This is a genomic window from Citrobacter sp. MNAZ 1397 (genome assembly GCF_023613995.1).
Classification (GTDB): Bacteria; Pseudomonadota; Gammaproteobacteria; order Enterobacterales; family Enterobacteriaceae; genus Phytobacter; species Phytobacter ursingii.
The window spans coordinates 2,834,041-2,854,983 of sequence record NZ_JAKIVH010000001.1 but is presented as its reverse complement, the minus strand read 5'-3'; the positions used below and the strand labels follow the sequence as shown (position 1 = coordinate 2,854,983).

Below are 20,943 nucleotides of genomic sequence, written 5' to 3'. Positions count from 1 at the left end.
GTCCTTGCAGGCTATCCCCTCCGCCCGCGTCCCTGCGGGCGGCCCCGGTCAGCCGTCAACGCCTCATCGATTTTCAGCCGGACCCTGTCATCGCTGTAACGGTTTTATTCTCATTATGCGGTGTTACCGCTGTAAAACGTAATATTACCGGGATTCCTCAGCCCTCAGGGCGAGGGCGGGGTGAGGGAAACACCTGCGCTGCATCGTTAATCCCGGCGGGCGATATCGGCAAACTTCGCGTCCAGCATTTTTGCCAGATCGCTCGCCGCCAGTTCAATATCCAGCCCGCGTTTGCCGCCCGAGACAAAGATCGTGGCGAATTCCTGTGAAGGGGCGTCAATCAATGTGGGCAAACGTTTCTTCTGCCCCAGTGGGCTGATACCGCCTACCAGATAACCGGTTGTACGCTGCGCCACCATCGGGTCGGCCATGTCTACCTTCTTCGCGCCCAATGCTTTCGCGACTTTTTTCAGATCCAGTTGACCGGCAACCGGCGTCACCGCAACGGCCAGATGCTTCATATCGCCATTGACCGCAACCAGCAGCGTTTTGTATACCTGATCGGCGTTCAGACCAAGTTTTCGCACCACTTCGTCTCCAAAATTTGTCTCGTTTGGATCGTGGTCATAGGTATGTATCTGGAAAGGAACCTTGTTTTTTTCTAACAACTTAACGGCGGGAGTCATAGCAATCCTTCAAACCACAGTGATTTCACGCGCCCAGCTTACGCCCGATTTATCACGCAAAAATAGTACTATCTTGCGCAATAGTATTGGCAGTGACGAAAAGTTTGAGCGACAATCCGCTAGTCCGAAGCACGAGCTTCGGTATAACTATAAAAACTGAAATTCCTCTTTGACGGGCCAATAATCTTATTGGCCATTTTTTTGCGCTAACAGCGACGGCAAATTCCCTTCACCGTACAAATGCAGTGCGCCTGCGGCGACCACATAACGCCCTGGTGGCAGTGCCAGCAGTCGTTCACACCAGGCGCGGTTACGCTGATGCATCAGCACATCATGCAGCGACTGACTGAACGTTGACGGTAGCGACAGCGGCTCACGGGTGGGTGGCGATTCCAGCCACCAGCTCATCATGACCTGAAGCAGGCGCGCATTTTCACGCCAGTGGGTCAGCGTATCCTGTAACAGTTCAAGACCGCCATCCGCCAGCTGGCGCAAAATAGCGACCTGATTCTCCGTACCTTCCAGTTCAATCACTGGTGTTGAGAACTGACGTGCGGCCTGTAGCAACTGGTAATCGATGCCGTAGTCGGGGCGAAGGCCCAGCCGCTGTGCCTGCACTGCCTGTAACACCAGGGCGATATGCCAGGCGGGACGCGTCTCGAATTCATCCTGCGACAGATCAAGACCTTCGATAGTCTCTCTTAACTGGATGAGGAGCTCAGGGCTAAGGCGTTCTGACAGCGGCGGGCTATCGGGGATATCGACAAAGGGTGAACCGCCGCTGGCGACATCGGCTTCGACAATCAGCGCATCGGCTTTGCGCAGTTTTTGCAGCAGTCGGGCGGGCAGGGGAGACATTCCCTGGGTACCCATATGGATGCTGCCAATCAGATGCAGATGACGATTGCCCGACAACGTAATATCGACAGCGGGCCATGGATAACGGCGCGTGCGAAAAAAGCTTTTTAACCAGTCAAACAGGCCCATGCGCGCTTCCTGAAATGAAAACGCCATGCTAGCGCGTAGGGGAGAAAGGTGCAATTGCCCCGCCGGATGGCGGGGCGGCAGCGGTTAGTCTTTTGGCGTAAAGCGCAGCAGGCGGTTGGCATTGCTCACCACGGTAATGGAGGAGAGCGCCATGGCGGCACCCGCCACCACCGGGTTAAGCAGGGTTCCCGTCAGTGGCCATAAGATCCCGGCGGCAATGGGAATGCCTAGCGAGTTGTAGACAAAGGCACCAAGCAGGTTTTGCTTCATGTTGCGCAGTGTCGCTTTCGAAATCGCCAGCGCGTCCGCAACGCCCGTCAGGCTGTGGCGCATCAGGGTGATGGCGGCGGTTTCAATCGCGACATCACTCCCGCCGCCCATGGCGATACCAACATCCGCCTGAGCAAGCGCCGGAGCATCGTTAATGCCGTCGCCGACCATCGCCACCCGGCGGCCTTCGCGCTGCAATTTCGCAATGGCGTCAGCCTTACCATCCGGTAAAACGCCGGCAATCACCTCATCAATCCCGGCTTCTTTTGCGATGGCTTTCGCCGTTGTGGGGTTATCTCCGGTGAGCATCACCAGGCGATACCCGGCACGATGCAGGCGTTGAAGGGCGCTGACACTGTCCTCTCGCAGCGGATCGCGAATGGCAAGCAGCGCGGCAACTTTCCCATCAACAGCCAGCAGGACGGGGGTTGCCCCTTGTGCGGCCTGTGATGCCATCTCGTCTTCCAGTTCGCGTACGGTGACCTGCTGTTGTGACAGCAGCGCCTGATTGCCAAGCAGTAAGCTACTGCCTTCTGCTTCGCCGCTCACGCCAAGGCCGCGCAATGTGCGGAAGTTCTGCACGCTCGGCAGTCTCTCCTCGCCTGTTTTTTCGAGGATAGCATGCGCCAGCGGGTGGCTTGAGCCTTGTTCCAGCGCGGCGGCAAAGCGCAGAGCCTGATGTTCGGTAAAGCCATTCGCCGTTTTGATGGCCACCACTTGCGGTTTGCCGCGTGTCAGGGTGCCGGTTTTATCAAACACCAGCGTATCGAGAGCGCTGGCCCGTTGCAGCGCGTCGGCATCACGCACCAGTACGCCAAACTCCGCCGCACGACCCACGCCCGAAATAATCGACATCGGCGTTGCCAGCCCTAACGCACAGGGGCAGGCGATAATCAGCACCGTGGTGGTGATCACCAGCGTATAGACGATTTGCGGCGCCGGACCGAAGAAATACCAGATAGCGCCGCTCAGCAGGGCTATCGCCACCACGACGGGCACAAACACCGCCGAAATTTTATCCGCCAGTTGGCCGATTTCCGGTTTGCTGCTTTGTGCCTGACGCACCATGCGAATAATGCGCGATAGCGTTGTCTGACTGCCCACCGCGCTGGCGGTAAACAGCACACTACCGTCCTGCACCACCGTTCCGGCGTGCACGGCATCGCCAATGCTTTTTTCCTGCGGAATGGGTTCGCCCGTCAGCATGGCTTCATCAAACCAGGCCTCACCCTGGCTGATTTGCCCATCGACAGGCACCCGATCGCCGGTGGTTAAGCGCAGCGTCATGCCGGGGTGAACTTCGGCGAGGGGCAGGGTTTTCTCGCCCTCGTCGGTCACTACACGGGCGGTGGGGGGCGTCAGATCGAGTAATTTTTCCAGCGCTTTTGAGGAGCGCTGACGCGCGCGCGCTTCCAGCATATGGCCGAGGTTGATCAGACCGATGATCATCGCACTGGCTTCATAATAGAGATGGCGCGCTTCCATCGGGAACCACTGCGGCCAGATATTTACGCTCATCGAGTAAAGCCAGGCCGCACCGGTACCGAGCGCCACCAGCGTATCCATGGTGGCCGTGCCGTTGGTCAGGCTTTTCCATGCGCTACGGTAAAAGTGGCCGCCCGCGACAATCATTACGCCCAGCGTCAGCACGCCAATAAACAGCCATAGCGCGCGGTTAGCGTCGGTGACCATCATGTTGTCACCCACCATCCCCCAGACCATCACCGGTACGCCGACCAGCAGGGCGACGATGGCCTGCCAGCGAAAACGTTTCATGGTGGCAATGGCCGTTTCCTGCTGACGTTCGCGACGTTTTATATCGTCTTCAATGGCTTCCGCGCCGTAACCGGCGCCTTCGACGGCGCTCACCAGGGCCTGTGCGGAGGCGCTACCCATCACCAGCGCAGTGCGCTCCGCCAGATTAACCCGTGCCTGTGTGACGCCCGGAACCGCCTGTAGCGCTTTCTGTACGCGGGAGACACAGCTGGCGCAACTCATGCCATTGATTAACAGCTGCTGGCTGTCATCAAGGTCATCCGTTGCCGGAAGCTCAGAGGTGGCCGCTGTCAGTGCTTCCGACGGGGTTGATGACTCTGCCAGCGGTTTAGCCTTTGGGTGGCTAATGCTCGCTCCGTACCCGGCTTGTTTAATGGTATCGATAAGCGCAGCGGCATCGGCGCTGCCGGTGATTTGCGCATGGGTGAGGGTAACGTCTGCCTGCTCAACATCAGCACGTTGTTCCAGGCTCTCTTTAACGCGTTTAACGCAGTGGCCGCAGGACAGCCCGTCCAGCTCCAGCTCTGTAATGTGAGACATAATTAATTTCCTGTATGATAGGTCGTATAAAGATTGACCTGATTAATCACATGTACTAACTGTGTTACAGGTTAAACCTTCCATCAAGGGGAAGGTCAAGGGGGGAATGTGAATATCAGTATTGTGGCGAAAAAGACCGGATTAACCAGCAAAGCGATTCGCTTTTATGAAGATAAAGGGCTGGTGACGCCGCCGCTGCGCGGGGAAAACGGCTACCGCAGCTACACGCAGCAACACATCAATGAATTGACACTGCTACGCCAGGCACGCCAGGTGGGATTCAACCTCGAAGAGTGTGGCGAACTGGTGAATCTGTTTAACGATCCGGCCCGTCACAGCGCGGATGTCAAAGCCCGTACGCTGCAAAAAGTGGCGGAAATTGAGCGTCATATTGTCGAACTGGAAGCGATGCGTAAGCAGCTCATATCGTTGGCGGAATCCTGCCCTGGGGATGACAGCGCCGATTGCCCGATTATTGATAATCTCTCCGGCTGCTGCCACCACCGGGCACATGCTAAGGGTTCAGCATAAAGATCACCGTGCCGCGATACCATGGCGAGGCGGCAAGGCGCTGTTCCTCATGCGGATCCCAGACGCCGTTTTGCACGCGTCCGATTTTAAACGGGATGCGTAATCCGGCCAGCGCCGGAAGGTAGGCTGTGTAATCTTCTACGGTATTGCGACCCTGATAGCTTTGTACCACCAGTTCATCCACCGGCAGGGCGTTCAGCGTTTTCACACTGCCGGTTTTCGCCCAGTCCAGCAGGCCCGTGACCCCCAGCGCAAACTGCGGCGAGAGGATTTCCCGCAGCCGGTGCAGAAACTGCGCGTAATGATCGAGGCGGTGCGTTGCGGCATCAAAATCAATCTGCAGACCTGCCACATTGTTTCCGGCGGCCTGCCAGCGCAGCAACAGACGGTTCAGGCGCGCCAGCATCTCATCGGAAACATCGAGCGTCGTCAGGCGCACGGTCAGCCAGATTTGGGGAAACGTCAGGCGGCTAACCGGCAATCCTTTGCGCTCAAATACGGCGGTGCCTGAGAGGGTAATCACATCGCCCTGGTGCAGATAGACGGTGCGGGCGTCGCGCAGCGCAGCGCCTGTTTTGACACCCGACCATAACCAGAAATCCTGCCCGTCTGCGGCATTTGCCACAGACATAAACAGGGAACTGATAAACGCGATCACCAGTAATACTTGAGGCTTTTCGCCCATACACTTCCCGGATAATCGCGCTTGAGTTGCTGGAACCAGGCTTTACGCACGGCTTTATCAACATCCTCGCCGCCGCAATCGTTGTAGCCCGATGGCGCATAGCACATCACCGCGCGGTAAAGCGCATAGCTTTTGTCTTCCGGTTCTGCTTTCGCGTCGTTAATCACCTGTTGGTACCATGCCAGACGATGTGGTTTCCCGGAAAAATCATCCTGCCGGGTGGCGACATCAAGCGCATCGTTGCCGCCACGGTCTTTCGCCAGGCTGATTTCGGTTTGTGTGGTACGAAAAAACTCGCCCAGGCAGTTAAGGGCATGGCTATCCTGAGGATTTTTACTCAGCACACCAACGGTCTCGTTTAGTGAGGCGCAGGCATAGGCTTTTTCCGGGTCTGTGCCTGTCCATCGAAAGACGCTGACATCCACATCGTCAAACGCTTCGCCGGGAATGGCGGCTGTAATGGCCGTGAGCAGGGATTTATCCTGCAACCAGTCAGCATAGTGGCCCTGTGCCAGATCCTGTGTCAGCAAGGTATGCAGGGCAATGGTGCGTTCTTCGTTGTTCGGCCCCTTACTCGCCTGCTGACGTAGCAGGTCAGGCGAGGCTTTGGTTTTCAGCACCAGTGAACGATAGCGCAGGTTGGTTATCCGGCTATCCGGCGCGAAAATTTTATCCAGCGCATTGCTGTTGACCAGCGTAGCCGCCAGCTTTGCCTGGAGCAGTTGCTGCTGCTCCGCATCTTTGCTGAGATCCAGCAGATGCAACCAGTGATCGCGTGCGGCATCCCATTGCTTCTGGCCCATCAGCGCATCGCCGTACAGCGCCTGTTCGCTAAACGCGAGAATATTGTGCTCGGGCAGGTTTTGTGCCGGGGTAATGTCTTTTACCACCGTCGCGTAATCCTGTTTGTCGTAAGCCAGCATCAGGCGCAAATAGTTCCACAGGTCGGCACGCTTGTTTTTCTCGAAATCGGCTTTGAGGCCGTCGAGATACGCCTGATCGACACAATGATTGTGATTTTCGCACTGCGTATCGCGCATCAGCCTTAGCGTCTGGATGAAGGTCAGCAGCGACGCATCGGGCGCACTCAGAAAATAGCCGTCTCCCCAGGTGAGGTCTTTACTGAGCAGCTTGTTATCGCTTTCGTTAATCAGGGCGCTCAGCGCATCGCTGTCGCCAACCTGCGGCAGTATGTGTTCATAGAGTGTTGCCAGGGTGTTCCAGTCCTGCAAATACCAGTTGATACGACGCAGCAGCCCCTGCGTCGAGTCGGCGTATTTTCCCTGCGGCCATTTTTTGAGGTAGTTATTCGCGCCGTCCCGCGCCTGTTGCGCCAGGGTCTTATCCACTTTAGTGACGTCGAAATCACCGTATTCGCCGTTGGCATTCTCACTGCTGGCGTTGAGCGCATTACGCATCAGCATGTAGCTGGCGGTTTCGGCGATCCACGGCTGCGGGTTCGTGCTAAGGGCGGCAAAGCGCTGTCCCGCGTCGGTGTAATTCCCGGCGTAAAATTGATTGGCGGCCTGCAAATAGTCGCGAAACGCGGCGGCGGAGCCTTCCGGTACGCTGAGCTTGTTAAGTTCATCCTGGGCATTGCTGCTGCCATCGACAAGCAGACGCGTCTTCGCCAGCGTCTGGCGCAGCTCGGGGGTAAGAGACGTATCGGCAATCAGCGCGGCGAAGAAGTCAGACAGCGTATCAGTGTTCAGCGATACAAAGCGGTTTTCGTTTTCGTCCTGTAGCGCCGTCAGATGCGTGATGGCTTCGGCATCAAGGCCCAGGGTTGCGATTTGCTGGCTGAGGGGATCCTCGCCGGATGTCGTATCTGTGTCGTCATCCACCGGGGGATCGTAATCCAGCATATGCATGCCGAAATAGAAATCCCGGCTGCGGGTGATATCCGTCGGGACAGGCTGGCGCAGGGACGAAAAGCCTTTTTGCTCATCCAGCAGTCGCAGCAGGTTATCGCGGGTGTCGTTTGCCACGCCAAGAACTGGCGGGCTGATCAGAAAACAGCCCGGGCTTGCCCAGGCACAAGAATCCATATCCATAGATGCCAGCGCAGCGCTGCTGGCGGCAAATGAGAGGCACAGGCCCAGCGTGAGGTGGCTTTTTTTCACCATCGTTCCTTGCGTATTATGACGATTATTCGACCGCAGCTTTGACGCGCAGCGTAATGCCTTCGACGGCAATAACTTCCACTTTACTTCCTGCCGGTAAATCAGACTCGGCGCTCACCGGCCATGAGCTGTCCCCCACCCGCATATGACCGCGTCCGTTGACCAGCGCATTATCCAGGATAAAACGACGGCCAATCAGTTGCTGCCCGCGCTGATTAAGCGACGCATCCGCCGGTTTTTGTTCGCGCACCCGTCTGGAAAGCCACAGCCACCACAGCCAGGCGGCGATAAGCGTGAGGACCGCGAAGATGACCCCTTGTAATTCCCAGCCAAAGGGAACCAGCCAGACCAGCAGGCCGGTGACTACCGCCGCCACGCCGCTCCACAGCAAATAGCCGTTGCCGCCGAGCATCTCAGCGGCCAGAAGCAGGCCGCCGAGACTTAACCAGAAAATGTACGCATGTTCAAAGAGCAGGGCGATCATGGTTTTTTCCGTTCGCTGGCGCTGTCTTTAACCAGTTCGGCGACCCCTGCGATGGAGCCCATCAGGCTGCTGGCATCCAGCGGCATCATCACCACCTTACTGTTATTGGCCGAGCCAATTTGCTGCAGCGCTTCGGTGTATTTCTGCGCCACAAAGTAGTTAATAGCCTGAATATCTCCGGCGGCAATCGCCTCGGAAACCATTTTGGTCGCACGCGCTTCTGCTTCCGCCGAACGTTCACGGGCCTCCGCTTCAAGGAAGGCCGACTGCCGTTCACCTTCGGCTTTGAGGATTTTGGCCTGCTTCTCACCTTCCGCTTTGACGATTTCCGCCTGGCGAATCCCTTCTGCTTCCAGAATATAAGCACGTTTGGTTCGTTCGGCTTTCATTTGGGCGTTCATGGAAGAGACCAGTTCTGCCGGTGGGCGAACATCGCGAATTTCGATACGGGTGACCTTAATGCCCCACGGATTGGTGGCTTCGTCCACGATATGCAACAGGCGAGTGTTGATGCTGTCGCGCTGAGAGAGCATTTCGTCGAGCTCCATCGAGCCGAGCACGGTACGGATGTTGGTCATGGTGAGGTTAATGATCGCCAGTTCCAGATTGCTCACCTCATAGGCGGCTTTCGGGGCGTCGATAACCTGGATAAAGCACACCGCATCGATGGTGACATTGGCGTTATCTTTGGAGATGACTTCCTGGGACGGGATATCGAGAACTTGCTCCATCATATTGATCTTACGACCAATGCGGTCCATAAACGGTACCACGAGACTCAGACCCGGCTGGAGCGAACGGGTATAACGACCGAAGCGTTCCACCGTCCACTGATATCCTTGCGGCACGATTTTGACACCCGCGCCTACAATGACCAGCGCGACGAAGATAAGAACGGGGATGACGATGAGCATCAAATAAACCTCCTGTTTAATTTGATGTCATTCTAACCAAATTTGGGGATCTTAACAGCGCGACCCCCAAATTTAGCGGGCGGGACTAGTAGAGCAGGGAGTAGAGCTGGCGACGGTATTTGGAGGCCAGCGCATCGCCAGTACCCAGCGCAGCAAGGATCTCCTGCAACATTTTGCGCGCTTCGCCGTCTGCTGCGCCTAAATCTTTACGCAGATGGCTGAATAGCAGCTCCAGCGCCTCTTCATTGCGGCCAACCTGATGCAGTTGTAGCGCCAGTTGCGTTGCCAGTTGGGCATCCGCCGGGTTCTTCTCGACCTGCTCTTGCAGATGCTGAATCTCCGGGGTGTCAGCCGCTTTTTTCAGTAGCTCGATTTGCGCCACCAGCCCTTGATAGCGAGTATCCTGATCCTGCAGCGGAATGGTCTTTAACACAGCTTCGGCATCATCAGATCGGTTAAGCGCAATTTGCGTCTCTGCCAGCAGCAGGCCGATTTCACTGTTCTGCTTCGATAACTGCCAGGCTTCTTTCAACAGCGGCAGCGCTTCAGCATGTTTACCTTCTTCCATCAGCTGCATTGCCTGCTGTGCTTTTAACTCTTCTTCACGCGGCAGGACTTTATCCAGCAGGGCACGTATAGCCTCTTCCGGCTGCGGCCCCTGGAAACCGTCGACCGGCTGGCCGTTCTGGAACAGGTAGACCGTCGGGATCGCACGTAAACCAAACTGCGACGCAAGCATCTGCTCAGCATCGCAGTCAACCTTCGCCAGAATAAACTGTCCGTTATACTGCGCCGCCAGGCTTTCCAATACCGGGGTCAACTGCTGGCAGTGCTGGCTACGCTCGGACCAGAAATAGAACAGCACTGGCGTGGTCATTGACTGTTCAAGCGTCGGATGAAGGTTTGCTTCGTTAATGTTGACGATGTTCTGTACAGACATGAGTCATTCTCTGTTTAAGTGTTTATTCATACATGGGGACAGGCGCCGAGCCTTCAACTCACCCGTGTAAAATTTTATCCATTGCTCGTCCCGGCAGTATGCGTTTCAACAGGCTTACCACCCAGGTGACGACCGTGACCGGATAGCGCAGTTTAGGGTTCGGGCTTTCAAAAGCATGGCGCACTTTGGCGACGACCGCCTCCGGGCCGAGGGTAAAACGTGCGGCAATACCGGGGTTTTCAACCGGTTTGTCACGTTGTGTCTGGTTGACGTTGTCCGTAAAGCGGGTGCGGATAGGGCCCGGCTCAATCAGGCTGACCTTGATGCCACTATGACGCAGTTCCATACGCAGCGCGTCGGACCAGGCTTCCAGGGCGTACTTACTGGCCGCGTAAGCGCCACGACCCGGGGTCGAAATCAGCCCCATTACCGAGGAGGTCATCACAATGCGGCCTTCACCATGCGGGAGCATGGCGGGCAGCAGGCGCATAGTGAGCTGGTGCGCGCCAAAAAAGTTGGCAGAAAACTGCTGTTCCATCTGCTCACGGCTGATGGTGGACAGCGGGCCATACAGGCCAAAGCCCGCATTATTAAAAATGCCGTACAGGCGGTTTTCCGTCAGAGCAATGACCTCGTCCGCGGCACGTTCTACGCTTTCGGGGACGTCGAGATCCAGCAGTACGCCGGTAAATCCGGCCTGATTCATCCGCGCGACATCGTCGCTTTTGCGGCAGGCCGCCAGAACGCGAAAGCCCTGACGCTTGAGTTCATGGGCGCTTTCCAGACCAATACCACTGGAACATCCTGTTATTAAGATCGTTTTTTGCATAACTTTACCTGAAAGCGTCCCTGATAAATCAGGAGTCGTGATTAACTAAAGGCGCCAACCGGGTCGCCATCCAGTCGGCAATAAAAGGTTGAGCGTCGCGGTTCGGGTGAATCCCGTCATCCTGCATCCACTGGGGTTTGAGATAGACCTCTTCCATGAAAAACGGCAACAGAGGAACATCAAACTCTTTGGCGAGCTTAGGATAGATGGCGCTGAATGACTCAGTATAACGGCGTCCATAGTTGGCGGGCAGCCGTATTTGCATCAGCAAGGGTTCGGCGTTTGCGGCTTTCACCGTCTGCAAAATGGTACGCAGCGTTTGTTCAGTTTGTTGCGGCGCAAAGCCGCGCAGACCATCGTTACCTCCCAGCTCTACCAGTACCCAGCGAGGCTGATGTTCTTTGAGCAACGCGGGTAAGCGTGCCAGACCTTGTTGCGAGGTATCGCCGCTGATACTGGCGTTGATGACAGGCGGTTTTTGTTGCCACTTTTCATTGAGCAACGCAGGCCAGGCGGTATTAGCCGCCATGCGATAGCCCGCGCTCAGGCTGTCTCCCAGAACCAGTAACGTGTCCGCCGCGGCGGCACGCAGGCTAAACAGAAGCAGAAACAGGAAGGCCAAATGCCAGCGGAAAACATTGTTGAAGTTCATCATCTTAAGAAGTCCGTCGGTCAGGGGGAGCATGAACTTTCCATCCTCACCGGAGTTGAGCTTGTTGTCAAACGGGCGCAGACCATCGCCCTGATTGGTGAATCCGGTTCGGGTAAGTCAACATTGCTGGCGATTCTTGCCGGGCTTGATGATGGCAGTAGCGGTGAAGTGAACCTGCTGGGCCAGCCGCTCCACGCGATGGATGAAGAGGCGCGGGCAAAGCTACGTGCAGATCATGTCGGTTTTGTTTTTCAATCCTTTATGCTCATCCCCACGCTGAATGCGCTGGAAAACGTCGAGCTTCCGGCCCTGCTGCGTGGCGAAAACAGCGCGCAGAGTCGAGCCAGCGCCAAAGGGCTGCTGGAAGAACTGGGGCTGGGTAAACGTCTTGATCACCTTCCCGCGCAGCTTTCCGGCGGCGAGCAACAGCGTGTAGCGCTGGCCCGTGCGTTTAATGGCCGTCCGGCGCTGCTGTTTGCCGACGAACCCACTGGCAACCTGGACAGGCAGACCGGCGATAAGATTGCCGATTTGCTCTTCTCAATGAATCAGCAATATGGCACCACGCTGATTCTGGTCACGCACGATCCACAACTGGCGGCGCGTTGCGACAGACGCTTACGTCTGGTAAATGGCGAACTGCGGGAGGAAGTATGATTGCCCGCTGGTTCTGGCGCGAATGGCGCTCTCCTTCGCTGTTGATTGTCTGGCTGGCGCTCAGTCTGGCGGTGGCCTGCGTGCTGGCGTTGGGCAATATCAGCGATCGGATGGAAAAAGGATTAAGCCAGCAGAGCCGCGAATTTATGGCGGGCGACAGGGCGCTACGTAGCTCACGTGAAATTCCCCATGCCTGGCTGGAAGAGGCGCGAAAAGAGGGGCTTAAGGTTAACGAGCAACTCTCATTTGCCACCATGACCTTCGCCGGCGACACGCCACAACTGGCAAACGTGAAAGCGGTGGATGACAGCTATCCGCTTTACGGTGAACTACAAACTACGCCGCCAGCGGTCAAACCGCAGGCCGGGACGGTGCTGCTGGCCCCACGACTGATGGCGCTTTTAAAACTGAAAACCGGGGATTCAATTGATGTGGGAGATGCCACGCTGCGTATCGCCGGGGAGGTGGTACAGGAGCCGGATTCCGGCTTTAACCCATTCGAAATGGCGCCGCGGTTATTAATGAACACGGCCGATGTGGCGAAAACCGGAGCAGTACAGCCGGGAAGCCGCGTTACCTGGCGGGTAAAATTTGCCGGGACGCCCGCGCAACTGGACGCGTACGAAAAATGGTTATTGCCGCAGCTTAAGCCGGAACACCGCTGGTATGGTCTTGAGCAGGATGACGGGGCACTCGGGAAGTCATTGCAACGTTCCCAGCAGTTCTTATTGCTGTCGGCGCTATTAACCCTGCTGCTGTCGGTCGCGGCGGTGGCAGTCGCGATGGGACATTATTGCCGCAGTCGCTACGATCTGGTGGCAATCCTGAAAACGCTGGGGGCGGGCAGAGCGCAACTGCGCAAACTGATCGTCGGCCAGTGGCTTATGGTGATCGTGCTGGCGTCTGTCACCGGTGGGGTGATGGGATTGCTGTTTGAAAAAATACTGCTGATCTTGCTTAAGCCGGTTCTGCCGGTGGCATTGCCTGCCGCCAGCGGCTGGCCGTGGCTCTGGTCGATTGGCGCCATGCTGGTGATTTCTCTGCTGGTGGGGTTACGGCCCTGGCGCTTATTGCTGGCAACGCAGCCTGTGCGTGTGTTACGCCGTGATGCTGTCGCCGATGTCTGGCCGCTGAAATTTTACCTTCCCGTTATTAGCCTTGTGTCTGTCTTGTTGCTGGCCTGGCTGATGGGGGCCAGCATGCTGCTGTGGTCAGTGCTGGCGGGGACGGTGGTGCTGGCGTTGTTATGCGGTATTGTTGGCTGGCTGCTGCTGCGGGGGATGAAAAAACTTACCCTCAAAACATTGCCGCTGCGTCTGGCGGTCAATCGCCTGTTACGCCAGCCATGGTCAACGCTGAGTCAGTTGTCGGCGTTCTCGCTCTCTTTCATGCTGCTGGCGATGTTGCTGGTGCTACGAGGCGATCTGCTCGACAGATGGCAGCAACAGCTTCCCCCGGAAAGCCCGAATTATTTCCTCATTAATATTGCCCCGGAGCAGGTTGAGCCGGTGAAAGCGTTTCTCGCCGCGCATCATGTGGCGCCACAGGCGTTCTGGCCTATTGTGCGTGCCCGGCTGACGCAGATTAACGGCCACAGCACGGAGGGGAATTCGGATGAGGCGCTGAACCGCGAATTGAATCTGACCTGGCAGCGGGATGAGGCAAACCACAACCCGATTACCGCAGGCACCTGGCCGCCTAAAGCCGGTGAGGTCTCGGTCGAAGAAGCGCTGGCAAAACGCCTCGGGATCAAACCCGGCGATAGCGTGACTTTTGTGGGCGATACCCAGGATTTCACCGCTAAAGTAACCAGCCTGCGTAAAGTGGACTGGGAAAGCCTGCGTCCCAACTTCTTCTTTATCTTCCCGCAGGGGGCGCTGGATGGTCAGCCGCAAAGCTGGCTAACCAGTTTCCGCTGGCAGAATGGCAGCGGTATGTTGACCCAGCTTAACCGCGAGTTTCCCACCATCAGCCTGCTGGATATTGGCGCTATCTTAAAACAGGTTGGCCAGGTGCTGGAACAGGTGAGCCGGGCGCTGGAAGTGATGGTCGTGCTGGTCACTCTCTGCGGCGTGCTGCTGTTGTTGGCTCAGGTGCAGGTGGGGATGCGCCTGCGTCATCAGGAACTGGTGGTGTATCGCACGCTCGGCGCTGGCAAGCGTTTGTTACGCGCCACGCTGTGGTGTGAATTTGCGCTGCTCGGACTCGTCTCCGGGCTGGTGGCGGCAATCGGTGCGGAAACGGCGCTGGCGGTGCTGCAAACTAAAGTCTTTGACTTCCCCTGGGAGCCAGACTGGCGGTTGTGGGTCACGTTACCTCTGTGCGGCGCCATCTTACTGTCCGCATGCGGCGGCTGGCTGGGGACGCGTCTACTGAAAGGGAAAGCGTTGTTCCGCCAGTTTGACCAGTAAAAGTATGTCATTTTGATTGCACGTCGGTTAAATAATCGGCGTGTATTTTTTTAAGTGCACAAATTGCTAACTAGCTGATTTTTAAGCGCACAAAGTACGAAAAACTCGACAACATAGCGTGCTTAATCGGCGTTAATATTCAGCTGGCAACTATTTGGCTGCTTATTAACCAAGGAAACAGCATGGCACATAAAATAAAAGCGCTGGCGATAACGATCGGCGCGGCACTGGCAATGGCCTCCTTTGCGTCTCAGGCCGAGATCACGCTGCTGAAACAAGATCCACAGGCAGGCGATCCGTTAAGTCGTCTCAATTTCACCGTGGGCGGGAGTATTCGTCCGCAATTCAATATGATGACGGGTGACGGTGATAAAGGCTCTTACAAACGTAACGGTTTTGACGGCGGTACGCGTTTCCGTTTCGCCAGTGATTACTACCTGTTTGATGACATCAGTTGGATTAACTACTACGAACTGGGCGTCAATATTCCGGCGGTCTTCGACTGGGATAACCACTATGCGAAAGGTGCCCACGACACCACGCGCCGTATGCTCTATACCGGTCTGAAAAGCAAAACCTGGGGGACATTAACCTACGGTCAGCAAAACAGCATTTACTATGATGTGGTAGGGGCGAAAACCGATATCTGGGATTACGACATGATCGCTCAGGCGCCGGGCAACGGTATTAACGGCGACTATGACGGATCTTATCGTTCACGCAATATGCTGAAATATAAGAATACATTCGGGAGCGCGGATCTTTACGCCTCTTATCTGTTCGATGATAACGAATATCTGCCGGGCAACGGTCTGCGTTACAAACGTAAAGGCGGCGGCTCGCTGGGCCTGGATTACCATCTGACTAACACCCTGACCTGGGGGGCCGCATGGAACTATACCCGTGCTGAAATGCGCAATCCGGGCAATGATGACAGCAAAACGTATGACCAGAATATTCTTGGTACAGCGCTGAGCTGGACGCCGGACAACTGGACCTTCTCCGCTGGCGGCGGCTGGTATCAGAACTTCCTGCTGAGCAAGAAAAACACGGTTCACAATTATTTCGCGGGTGATGCGTGGGGCGTTGAATATTTCGCCGGTTATAAGATCCCTGTTAATCAGTATGCTGTGAAATCTATTCAGCCGTACTTTATGGGCGATCGCATCGAATACGTGAATGGACGCAACTACCAGCGTATCGATAACGGCGTAGGTATCAGCTTCCAGCTGGATTATGGCTTCCGCGTGGATTACGAACACGTGTTTACCTCCAGCAGCGATGATCTGGGCGATATGAACCTGGTGCGTCTGCGCTACGACTTCTAACATTCCAGGGCATCTGGCTATCTGACTTGCCAGTTTGAACCCGGGCAGTGCTCGAAATCCTCACGTACTCCGCGTACGTTGCAGCTTCTGCGCGCTGTTCGGGTTCAACCTGCCTGTGCCGAGAACGCCTACTGACCCGGAAGTAGAGTCCCGTCATTCTGCTTAGCAAAGATCTGAGTTTGCTTATCTAAAAAGTGCATAAAGGAAGGCGGGTGATTTTCGCTTTTCTTTATGCTTCATCGCCTTACCTTTGCAAAATCTCCCATCATTCAGTGACATACTTCACAACAACATGAATTTTTTTCAATTACCGCTGCGTTATCTTTATGCCATCTTATCCCTGTAATGAATATGGAGCGCGCCGCGTCGACGGTGCGCCACACAGCAGACACACTTCGTTAGGGAGAATGTATGGGACGTCGTCTCGGTTTACGCGCCACCTTTGGGGCACTACTTCTGGCATGCGGCTTATCTTCTGCGCAGGCCAACAGCGATCCGCACACCATCGTTTTCGGCGTTGCGCCGGGGCCTTATGGCGACATGGTAAAACAGGCTATTGAGCCGTCACTGAAAGAAAAAGGCTACAAAGTCGTGGTGCGCGAATTCAGCGACTACGTGCAGCCGAATATGGCGCTGTCGAACGGCAGTATTGATGCCAACCTGTTTCAGCATTCGCTCTATTTCGATAAATTCACTGCGGATAAAGGGTTGAAACTGACCAAACTGATCACCGTACCGACGGCGGGTATGGGATTCTACTCCCACAAAATTAAGAGCCTCGATGAGCTGAAAAAAGGCGACATCGTCACGCTGTCCAACGATCCTACCAACCTGGCTCGCGGCCTGCGTTTCCTGAAATCGCTGGATCTGATTACCCTGAAAGACAACATTGATCCGACCAAAGCTTCTGAGCGCGATATTGCCGGTAACCCGAAAGGGCTGGTGTTTAAACCGCTGGAAGCCGCGCAGTTGCCGCGTACGCTGGATAGCGCCACCGCCGCGCTGGTCAACGGTAACTTTGCTATTGCCGCAGGCCTCGATCTGTCTACCGCGATCAAGCAAGAACATCTGGATGAGAATCTCAAAAATATCATCGCCGTACGTAGTGAAGATGCGGATAAGCCTTTCGCCAAAGATATTGTTGAGGTTGTGAAATCCCCGGCTTACCGCGCGGTGATTGATGACCCGAAAAATGTTTACGGCGCTTTCCAGAAACCGGAGTGGATGACCGCCGCGGATAACAAATAAGGGCGAATCCAGGTTAACAGGCAGGCTGCGGCCTGCCTTTTGCTATTTGAGGGACACATGATTGAGATAGATAAGGTGTGCGTGGATTTTCCCGCCGTGCGGGGAGCAAAACCCATGCGTGCTGTGGACAGTGTCAGCTTGCGTATCGCACCCGGTGAAATTTTTGGCATTGTCGGCACCAGCGGCGCGGGGAAAAGCACCCTCCTGCGTACATTGAATGCCCTGCAACGCCCGAGTGAAGGCTGCGTCAAAGTGAACGGCGTGGCGATTTCACAAATGGAAGGCCTGACGCTGCGTAAAGCGCGCCAGCGAATCGGCATGATCTTCCAGCACTTCAATCTGATGCACACGCGCACCGTGGCACAAAACGTGGCATTCAGCCTGAAAGCGGCGGGGTGGGAGCGCGAGAAAATCGCCCCACGGGTCGCAGAAATTCTTGAACTGGTCGGGCTGAGTGACAAAGCCAACCGCTACCCGGTACAACTGAGCGGTGGGCAGAAGCAGCGCGTCGGCATCGCCCGTGCTATCGCCAACCACCCGGATGTGCTGTTGTGTGACGAGCCGACCTCCGCGCTGGATCTGGAAACCTCGGCCACCATTCTGGAACTGCTCAAACAGATCAACACGCAGCTGGGCATCACGATCGTGCTGATCACCCATGAGATGAACGTGATCAAATCCATCTGCGATCGCGTGGCGGTGATGTCCGGCGGCAAGGTTGTTGAAAGTGGCGATGTGTTTGATATTTTTGCCCATCCACAGCATGCCTTCACGCAACAACTGGTTTCACGCACGCTGAATCTGACGCTGCCGGACCGTTTGCGCGAGCACCTGCCGGGACAATTATTGAAAATCCTGTTTATTGGCGATTCTGCCGAGCAACCGGTGCTGTCCGACGCGGCCATTAACTTTGGCGTGGCGGTGAATATTCTGCACGGCAAAATCGAGTATATCGGTGAGCGTGCGCTGGGCATTTTGGTGGTGCAACTCACTGCACAAGACCCGGCTGTGGTAGAACAGGCGGTGGACTACATTCGTAACCGTACCGCTCAGGTGGAGGTGATCCGTGGATGATTTAGTGGCCGATTTGAGCCTCGCGTTTGGCGAAACTTTCCAGATGCTGAGCATCTCAACGGTACTGGCGATTATTGGCGGTCTGCCGCTGGGTTTTCTGATCTTCGTGACTGACCGTAACCTGTTCTGGCAAAACCGCGCGGTCTATCTCATCAGCTCCGTGCTGGTGAACATCATTCGCTCTGTGCCTTTTGTTATCCTGCTGGTGCTGTTGCTGCCGTTAACCCAGTTTTTGCTCGGCAACACCATTGGGCCGATTGCCGCATCGGTGCCGCTGTCCGTGGCGGCGATTGCTTTCTATGCCCGTCTGGTGGATGGCGCGCTGCGTGAAGTGGATAAGGGCATTATTGAAGCGGCGGAAGCATTTGGCGCCAGTCCTATGCGTATCATCTGCACGGTGCTGCTGCCAGAAGCCAGCGCGGGCCTGTTGCGCGGTTTGACGATTACGCTGGTGAGCCTTATTGGTTATTCGGCAATGGCAGGGATTGTCGGTGGCGGCGGCGTCGGTGACCTGGCCATCCGCTACGGCTACTATCGCTACGAAACGCAGGTGATGGTGGTAACGGTTATCGCGCTGATTGTGCTGGTGCAGGTCGTGCAGATGCTGGGCGACTGGCTGGCAGTGCGCGCCGATAAGCGCGACAGGCACTGAGGCTATCCCGGATGCGGCGTGACTGCCTTATCCGGTCTACGATTTTGTAGCCCCGGCAGGCGCAGCACCGCCGGGGAGAGTTCCCGGATGCGGCGTGACCGTCTTATCCAGGCTACAGTTCTCTAGCCCCGGCAAGCGCAGCACCGCCGGGGAGATTTCCCGGATGCGGCGTGACCGCCTTATCCGGGCTACGATTTTGTAGCCCCGGCAAGCGCAGCACCGCCGGGGACATTCCCGGATGCGGCGTGACCGCTTTATCCAGGCTACGGTTCTGTAGCCCCGGCAGGCGCAGCGCCGCCGGGGAGAGTTCCCGGATGCGGCGAAAACGTCTTATCCGGGCTACGGTTCTGTAGCCCTGGCAAGCGCAGCGCCGGGGACATTCCCGGATGCGGCGTAACCGCCTTATCCGGGCTACGATTTTGTAGCCCCGGCAAGCGTAGCGCCGCCGGGGACAGTTATCAGGCAAGCTTCGCCTGCGCCCAGGCAATACCGCTGGCATACTCCGGCGGCAGCAGGGGCACCAGCGCTTCCAGCGTCGCGCTCAGGCGGCCAGTGTCGCTGTCGTTCAGGTTAAGATGCCCCACCTTACGGCCTGGGCGCACCTCTTTGTCGTACCAGTGCAGATGCACCAGCGGCAGTTTCAGCCAGTCATAATTCAAATCGCTACCAATGAGGTTAATCATCACCGACGGGCTGTTGACTACCGGCGGCGGCAGCGGTAAATCCACCACCGCACGCAGATGCAATTCAAACTGGCTGATCGAGGCGCCGTTCTGCGTCCAATGGCCGCTATTGTGTACGCGCGGCGCCAGTTCGTTAATCAGCAAGCCTGCCGGCGTCACGAAGCACTCCATCGCCATCACGCCCACATAATTCAGGTCGTGCATAATGGCAGAGAGCATGCTTTCTGCCTGCTGTTGCTGGCGCATGTCGGCCTGCGGAAATACCACGCTGGTGCGCAGAATACCGTCCTGATGCAGGTTGTGAGTCAGCGGATAGAACACTGTGCTGCCGTCATGGCTGCGGGCGCCCACCAGCGATACCTCACCGGAAAAATTGATGCCCTGCTCAACGATGCATTCGCCGTAGCAGTCATCCGGCAATTGTTCCGTTTCACCTGCACGCAGGCGCCACTGACCGCGACCGTCGTACCCGCCTACGCGGCGTTTGACAATCGCCAGTTCACCCAGCGTATTGAAAACCGCAGGCCATTCGCTTTTGTCGGCCAGCAACTGCCACGGTGCGGTGGCAAGGCCGAGTCTGTCGAACAGCTGTTTCTGTGTCAGACGGTCAGCAATAATCGGGAACACATCGCGGTTTACAAATGCCGGGTGACGCGCCAGTTCGCGGGTCAGGGCGGTTTCCGGCCAGCGTTCGATCTCAGCGGTAATCACGCTCCGGGCGAACGGCACGGCTTCCGGGTCCGCATCCAGCCCCACGGGCCACACGGCGATGCTCAGTGGTTCGCCTGCCTGGCGCAGCATACGCCCAAGCTGACCGTTACCTAAAATGCAAACCTGTTTCATGCCGCCCCCCGTGGATCCGGGTTTTCCAGCACTTCGTCGGTCTGAGCGCGACGGAACTCGGCCAGGCGCTGATGCAGTTCGGCGTCGTGCTGCGCCAGGATTTGCGCGGCCAGCAAGGCGGCATTAGCGGCCCCTGCTTTGCCGATGGCCAGCGTACCGACCGGAATACCGCGCGGCATCTGGACGATAGAGTAGAGGCTATCCACACCGCTCAGCGCGGCGCTCTGTACCGGCACACCCAGCACAGGCACTAAGGTTTTCGCTGCAATCATCCCCGGCAGATGCGCCGCGCCGCCAGCACCCGCAATGATCACCTGAAAACCGTTCTCTTCGGCGCTTTCGGCAAAGCTGAACAGTTTATCGGGCGTGCGGTGAGCGGAGACGACTTCAACATGGTGCGGGACATTCAGGATATCGAGAATTTCGGTGGCGAACTGCATGGTCGCCCAATCGCTTTTCGATCCCATGACAATGGCGATACGCGCCGGTTGGTTAGCAGAAGACATGCGTTAAGAAAACTCCTGTGGGTGCGACTACGGACAGCTTTTGAGGGCACAAAGAATAGCACGGAAAATGGGCAAGGAAAACGGTTGCGTAGCGATGAATGCTGCAATCCGCTGTGTCGATGCA

20 protein-coding genes are annotated in these 20,943 nt (G+C 56.5%); 7 read left to right on the top strand and 13 right to left on the bottom strand.

The genetic code is table 11. From position 1 onward, the window contains the following. Positions 1-206: 206 nt before the first annotated feature. The 3 genes from ybaK to copA all read right to left on the bottom strand — a co-directional run bounded on the left by ybaK (position 207) and on the right by copA (position 4,259). Positions 207-686, bottom strand: a complete 480-nt coding sequence (gene ybaK / locus L2097_RS13425) for a Cys-tRNA(Pro)/Cys-tRNA(Cys) deacylase YbaK (RefSeq protein WP_085006955.1) — start codon at positions 684-686, stop codon at positions 207-209. Between the two features lie 186 nt (positions 687-872). Then, entirely contained in the window at positions 873-1,673 is an 801-nt protein-coding gene (locus L2097_RS13420) for a TraB/GumN family protein (protein ID WP_085006954.1), read from the bottom strand. A gap of 84 nt (positions 1,674-1,757) precedes the next feature. After that, positions 1,758-4,259, bottom strand: a complete 2,502-nt coding sequence (copA, locus tag L2097_RS13415; protein WP_250353010.1) for a copper-exporting P-type ATPase CopA — start codon at positions 4,257-4,259, stop codon at positions 1,758-1,760. Positions 4,260-4,367: 108 nt separating this feature from the next. On the opposite strand from copA, the gene cueR reads away from it, so the two are divergent. Continuing rightward, on the top strand, positions 4,368-4,790 hold the full coding sequence (gene cueR, locus L2097_RS13410) for a Cu(I)-responsive transcriptional regulator (RefSeq protein ID WP_250353009.1): 423 nt from the start codon (positions 4,368-4,370) through the stop codon (positions 4,788-4,790). On the opposite strand, the gene L2097_RS13405 is transcribed toward cueR, so the two are convergent. From L2097_RS13405 to tesA, 7 genes are all read right to left on the bottom strand, one after another. Next, on the bottom strand, positions 4,774-5,475 hold the full coding sequence (locus L2097_RS13405) for a DUF3142 domain-containing protein (RefSeq protein ID WP_250353008.1): 702 nt from the start codon (positions 5,473-5,475) through the stop codon (positions 4,774-4,776). The two genes, cueR and L2097_RS13405, sit on opposite strands and share 17 nt — an antisense overlap. Beyond that, the gene (locus tag L2097_RS13400) at positions 5,445-7,601 is read right to left on the bottom strand and encodes a PA5441 family protein (protein ID WP_250353007.1); all 2,157 of its coding nucleotides are present in this window, start codon (positions 7,599-7,601) and stop codon (positions 5,445-5,447) included. Before L2097_RS13400 ends, L2097_RS13405 begins: the two co-directional genes overlap by 31 nt. A gap of 22 nt (positions 7,602-7,623) precedes the next feature. Beyond that, the gene (locus L2097_RS13395) at positions 7,624-8,082 is read right to left on the bottom strand and encodes an NfeD family protein (RefSeq protein WP_250353006.1); all 459 of its coding nucleotides are present in this window, start codon (positions 8,080-8,082) and stop codon (positions 7,624-7,626) included. Next, positions 8,079-8,996, bottom strand: coding sequence for an SPFH domain-containing protein (locus L2097_RS13390; RefSeq protein ID WP_047371528.1), 918 nt, complete (start codon positions 8,994-8,996; stop codon positions 8,079-8,081). Before L2097_RS13390 ends, L2097_RS13395 begins: the two co-directional genes overlap by 4 nt. 85 nt (positions 8,997-9,081) lie before the next feature. Beyond that, a complete protein-coding gene (locus L2097_RS13385; protein ID WP_047371527.1) occupies positions 9,082-9,936 on the bottom strand; it encodes a co-chaperone YbbN in 855 nt (284 codons plus the stop codon). A 58-nt stretch (positions 9,937-9,994) separates the two neighbouring features. Then, the gene (locus L2097_RS13380) at positions 9,995-10,765 is read right to left on the bottom strand and encodes an SDR family oxidoreductase (RefSeq protein ID WP_250353005.1); all 771 of its coding nucleotides are present in this window, start codon (positions 10,763-10,765) and stop codon (positions 9,995-9,997) included. A 28-nt stretch (positions 10,766-10,793) separates the two neighbouring features. Continuing rightward, positions 10,794-11,417: a multifunctional acyl-CoA thioesterase I/protease I/lysophospholipase L1 gene (gene tesA / locus L2097_RS13375; protein WP_047373375.1), complete on the bottom strand. Its 624-nt coding sequence runs from the start codon at positions 11,415-11,417 to the stop codon at positions 10,794-10,796. On the opposite strand from tesA, the gene ybbA reads away from it, so the two are divergent. The 6 genes from ybbA to L2097_RS13345 all read left to right on the top strand — a co-directional run bounded on the left by ybbA (position 11,388) and on the right by L2097_RS13345 (position 18,787). After that, the gene (gene ybbA, locus L2097_RS13370; RefSeq protein WP_047371525.1) at positions 11,388-12,074 is read left to right on the top strand and encodes a putative ABC transporter ATP-binding protein YbbA; all 687 of its coding nucleotides are present in this window, start codon (positions 11,388-11,390) and stop codon (positions 12,072-12,074) included. The two genes, tesA and ybbA, sit on opposite strands and share 30 nt — an antisense overlap. Then, positions 12,071-14,485, top strand: a complete 2,415-nt coding sequence (ybbP, locus tag L2097_RS13365) for a putative ABC transporter permease subunit YbbP (protein ID WP_250353004.1) — start codon at positions 12,071-12,073, stop codon at positions 14,483-14,485. The genes ybbA and ybbP overlap by 4 nt, the downstream gene beginning before the upstream one ends. Before the next feature lie 182 nt (positions 14,486-14,667). After that, positions 14,668-15,813 carry a porin gene (locus L2097_RS13360; protein ID WP_250353003.1) on the top strand — a complete coding sequence of 382 codons (1,146 nt, stop codon included), beginning with the start codon at positions 14,668-14,670 and terminating at the stop codon, positions 15,811-15,813. A 411-nt stretch (positions 15,814-16,224) separates the two neighbouring features. Next, positions 16,225-17,061: a MetQ/NlpA family ABC transporter substrate-binding protein gene (locus tag L2097_RS13355; protein WP_085006947.1), complete on the top strand. Its 837-nt coding sequence runs from the start codon at positions 16,225-16,227 to the stop codon at positions 17,059-17,061. A gap of 57 nt (positions 17,062-17,118) precedes the next feature. Beyond that, positions 17,119-18,135: a virulence-associated ABC transporter ATP-binding protein SfbB gene (gene sfbB, locus L2097_RS13350; protein ID WP_250353002.1), complete on the top strand. Its 1,017-nt coding sequence runs from the start codon at positions 17,119-17,121 to the stop codon at positions 18,133-18,135. Next, a complete protein-coding gene (locus L2097_RS13345) occupies positions 18,128-18,787 on the top strand; it encodes a methionine ABC transporter permease (protein ID WP_250353001.1) in 660 nt (219 codons plus the stop codon). Before sfbB ends, L2097_RS13345 begins: the two co-directional genes overlap by 8 nt. A gap of 112 nt (positions 18,788-18,899) precedes the next feature. Here the strand turns inward: L2097_RS13345 and L2097_RS13340 are convergent, their stop codons facing one another. Genes L2097_RS13340 through purE form a run of 3 tightly spaced genes read right to left on the bottom strand, consistent with a single transcriptional unit; the run spans position 18,900 to position 20,819 of the window. Continuing rightward, positions 18,900-19,253: a hypothetical protein gene (locus L2097_RS13340; RefSeq protein ID WP_250353000.1), complete on the bottom strand. Its 354-nt coding sequence runs from the start codon at positions 19,251-19,253 to the stop codon at positions 18,900-18,902. Beyond that, positions 19,246-20,313: a 5-(carboxyamino)imidazole ribonucleotide synthase gene (gene purK / locus L2097_RS13335; protein ID WP_250352999.1), complete on the bottom strand. Its 1,068-nt coding sequence runs from the start codon at positions 20,311-20,313 to the stop codon at positions 19,246-19,248. The genes L2097_RS13340 and purK overlap by 8 nt, the downstream gene beginning before the upstream one ends. Next, a complete protein-coding gene (gene purE, locus L2097_RS13330) occupies positions 20,310-20,819 on the bottom strand; it encodes a 5-(carboxyamino)imidazole ribonucleotide mutase (RefSeq protein WP_047371517.1) in 510 nt (169 codons plus the stop codon). Before purE ends, purK begins: the two co-directional genes overlap by 4 nt. Positions 20,820-20,943: the final 124 nt, after the last annotated feature.

Bases quoted from the DNA above. Each gene is read 5' to 3' on its own strand.
- purK (WP_250352999.1), bottom strand. From the start codon at position 20,313: ATGAAACAGGTTTGCATTTTAGGTAACGGTCAGCTTGGGCGTATGCTG.
- L2097_RS13355 (WP_085006947.1), top strand. From the start codon at position 16,225: ATGGGACGTCGTCTCGGTTTACGCGCCACCTTTGGGGCACTACTTCTG.
- L2097_RS13420 (WP_085006954.1), bottom strand. From the start codon at position 1,673: ATGGGCCTGTTTGACTGGTTAAAAAGCTTTTTTCGCACGCGCCGTTAT.
- tesA (WP_047373375.1), bottom strand. From the start codon at position 11,417: ATGAACTTCAACAATGTTTTCCGCTGGCATTTGGCCTTCCTGTTTCTG.
- ybbA (WP_047371525.1), top strand. From the start codon at position 11,388: ATGCCAGCGGAAAACATTGTTGAAGTTCATCATCTTAAGAAGTCCGTC.
- sfbB (WP_250353002.1), top strand. From the start codon at position 17,119: ATGATTGAGATAGATAAGGTGTGCGTGGATTTTCCCGCCGTGCGGGGA.
- ybaK (WP_085006955.1), bottom strand. From the start codon at position 686: ATGACTCCCGCCGTTAAGTTGTTAGAAAAAAACAAGGTTCCTTTCCAG.
- L2097_RS13385 (WP_047371527.1), bottom strand. From the start codon at position 9,936: ATGTCTGTACAGAACATCGTCAACATTAACGAAGCAAACCTTCATCCG.
- L2097_RS13405 (WP_250353008.1), bottom strand. From the start codon at position 5,475: ATGGGCGAAAAGCCTCAAGTATTACTGGTGATCGCGTTTATCAGTTCC.
- L2097_RS13380 (WP_250353005.1), bottom strand. From the start codon at position 10,765: ATGCAAAAAACGATCTTAATAACAGGATGTTCCAGTGGTATTGGTCTG.
- copA (WP_250353010.1), bottom strand. From the start codon at position 4,259: ATGTCTCACATTACAGAGCTGGAGCTGGACGGGCTGTCCTGCGGCCAC.
- ybbP (WP_250353004.1), top strand. From the start codon at position 12,071: ATGATTGCCCGCTGGTTCTGGCGCGAATGGCGCTCTCCTTCGCTGTTG.
- purE (WP_047371517.1), bottom strand. From the start codon at position 20,819: ATGTCTTCTGCTAACCAACCGGCGCGTATCGCCATTGTCATGGGATCG.
- L2097_RS13395 (WP_250353006.1), bottom strand. From the start codon at position 8,082: ATGATCGCCCTGCTCTTTGAACATGCGTACATTTTCTGGTTAAGTCTC.
- L2097_RS13390 (WP_047371528.1), bottom strand. From the start codon at position 8,996: ATGCTCATCGTCATCCCCGTTCTTATCTTCGTCGCGCTGGTCATTGTA.
- L2097_RS13400 (WP_250353007.1), bottom strand. From the start codon at position 7,601: ATGGTGAAAAAAAGCCACCTCACGCTGGGCCTGTGCCTCTCATTTGCC.
- L2097_RS13360 (WP_250353003.1), top strand. From the start codon at position 14,668: ATGGCACATAAAATAAAAGCGCTGGCGATAACGATCGGCGCGGCACTG.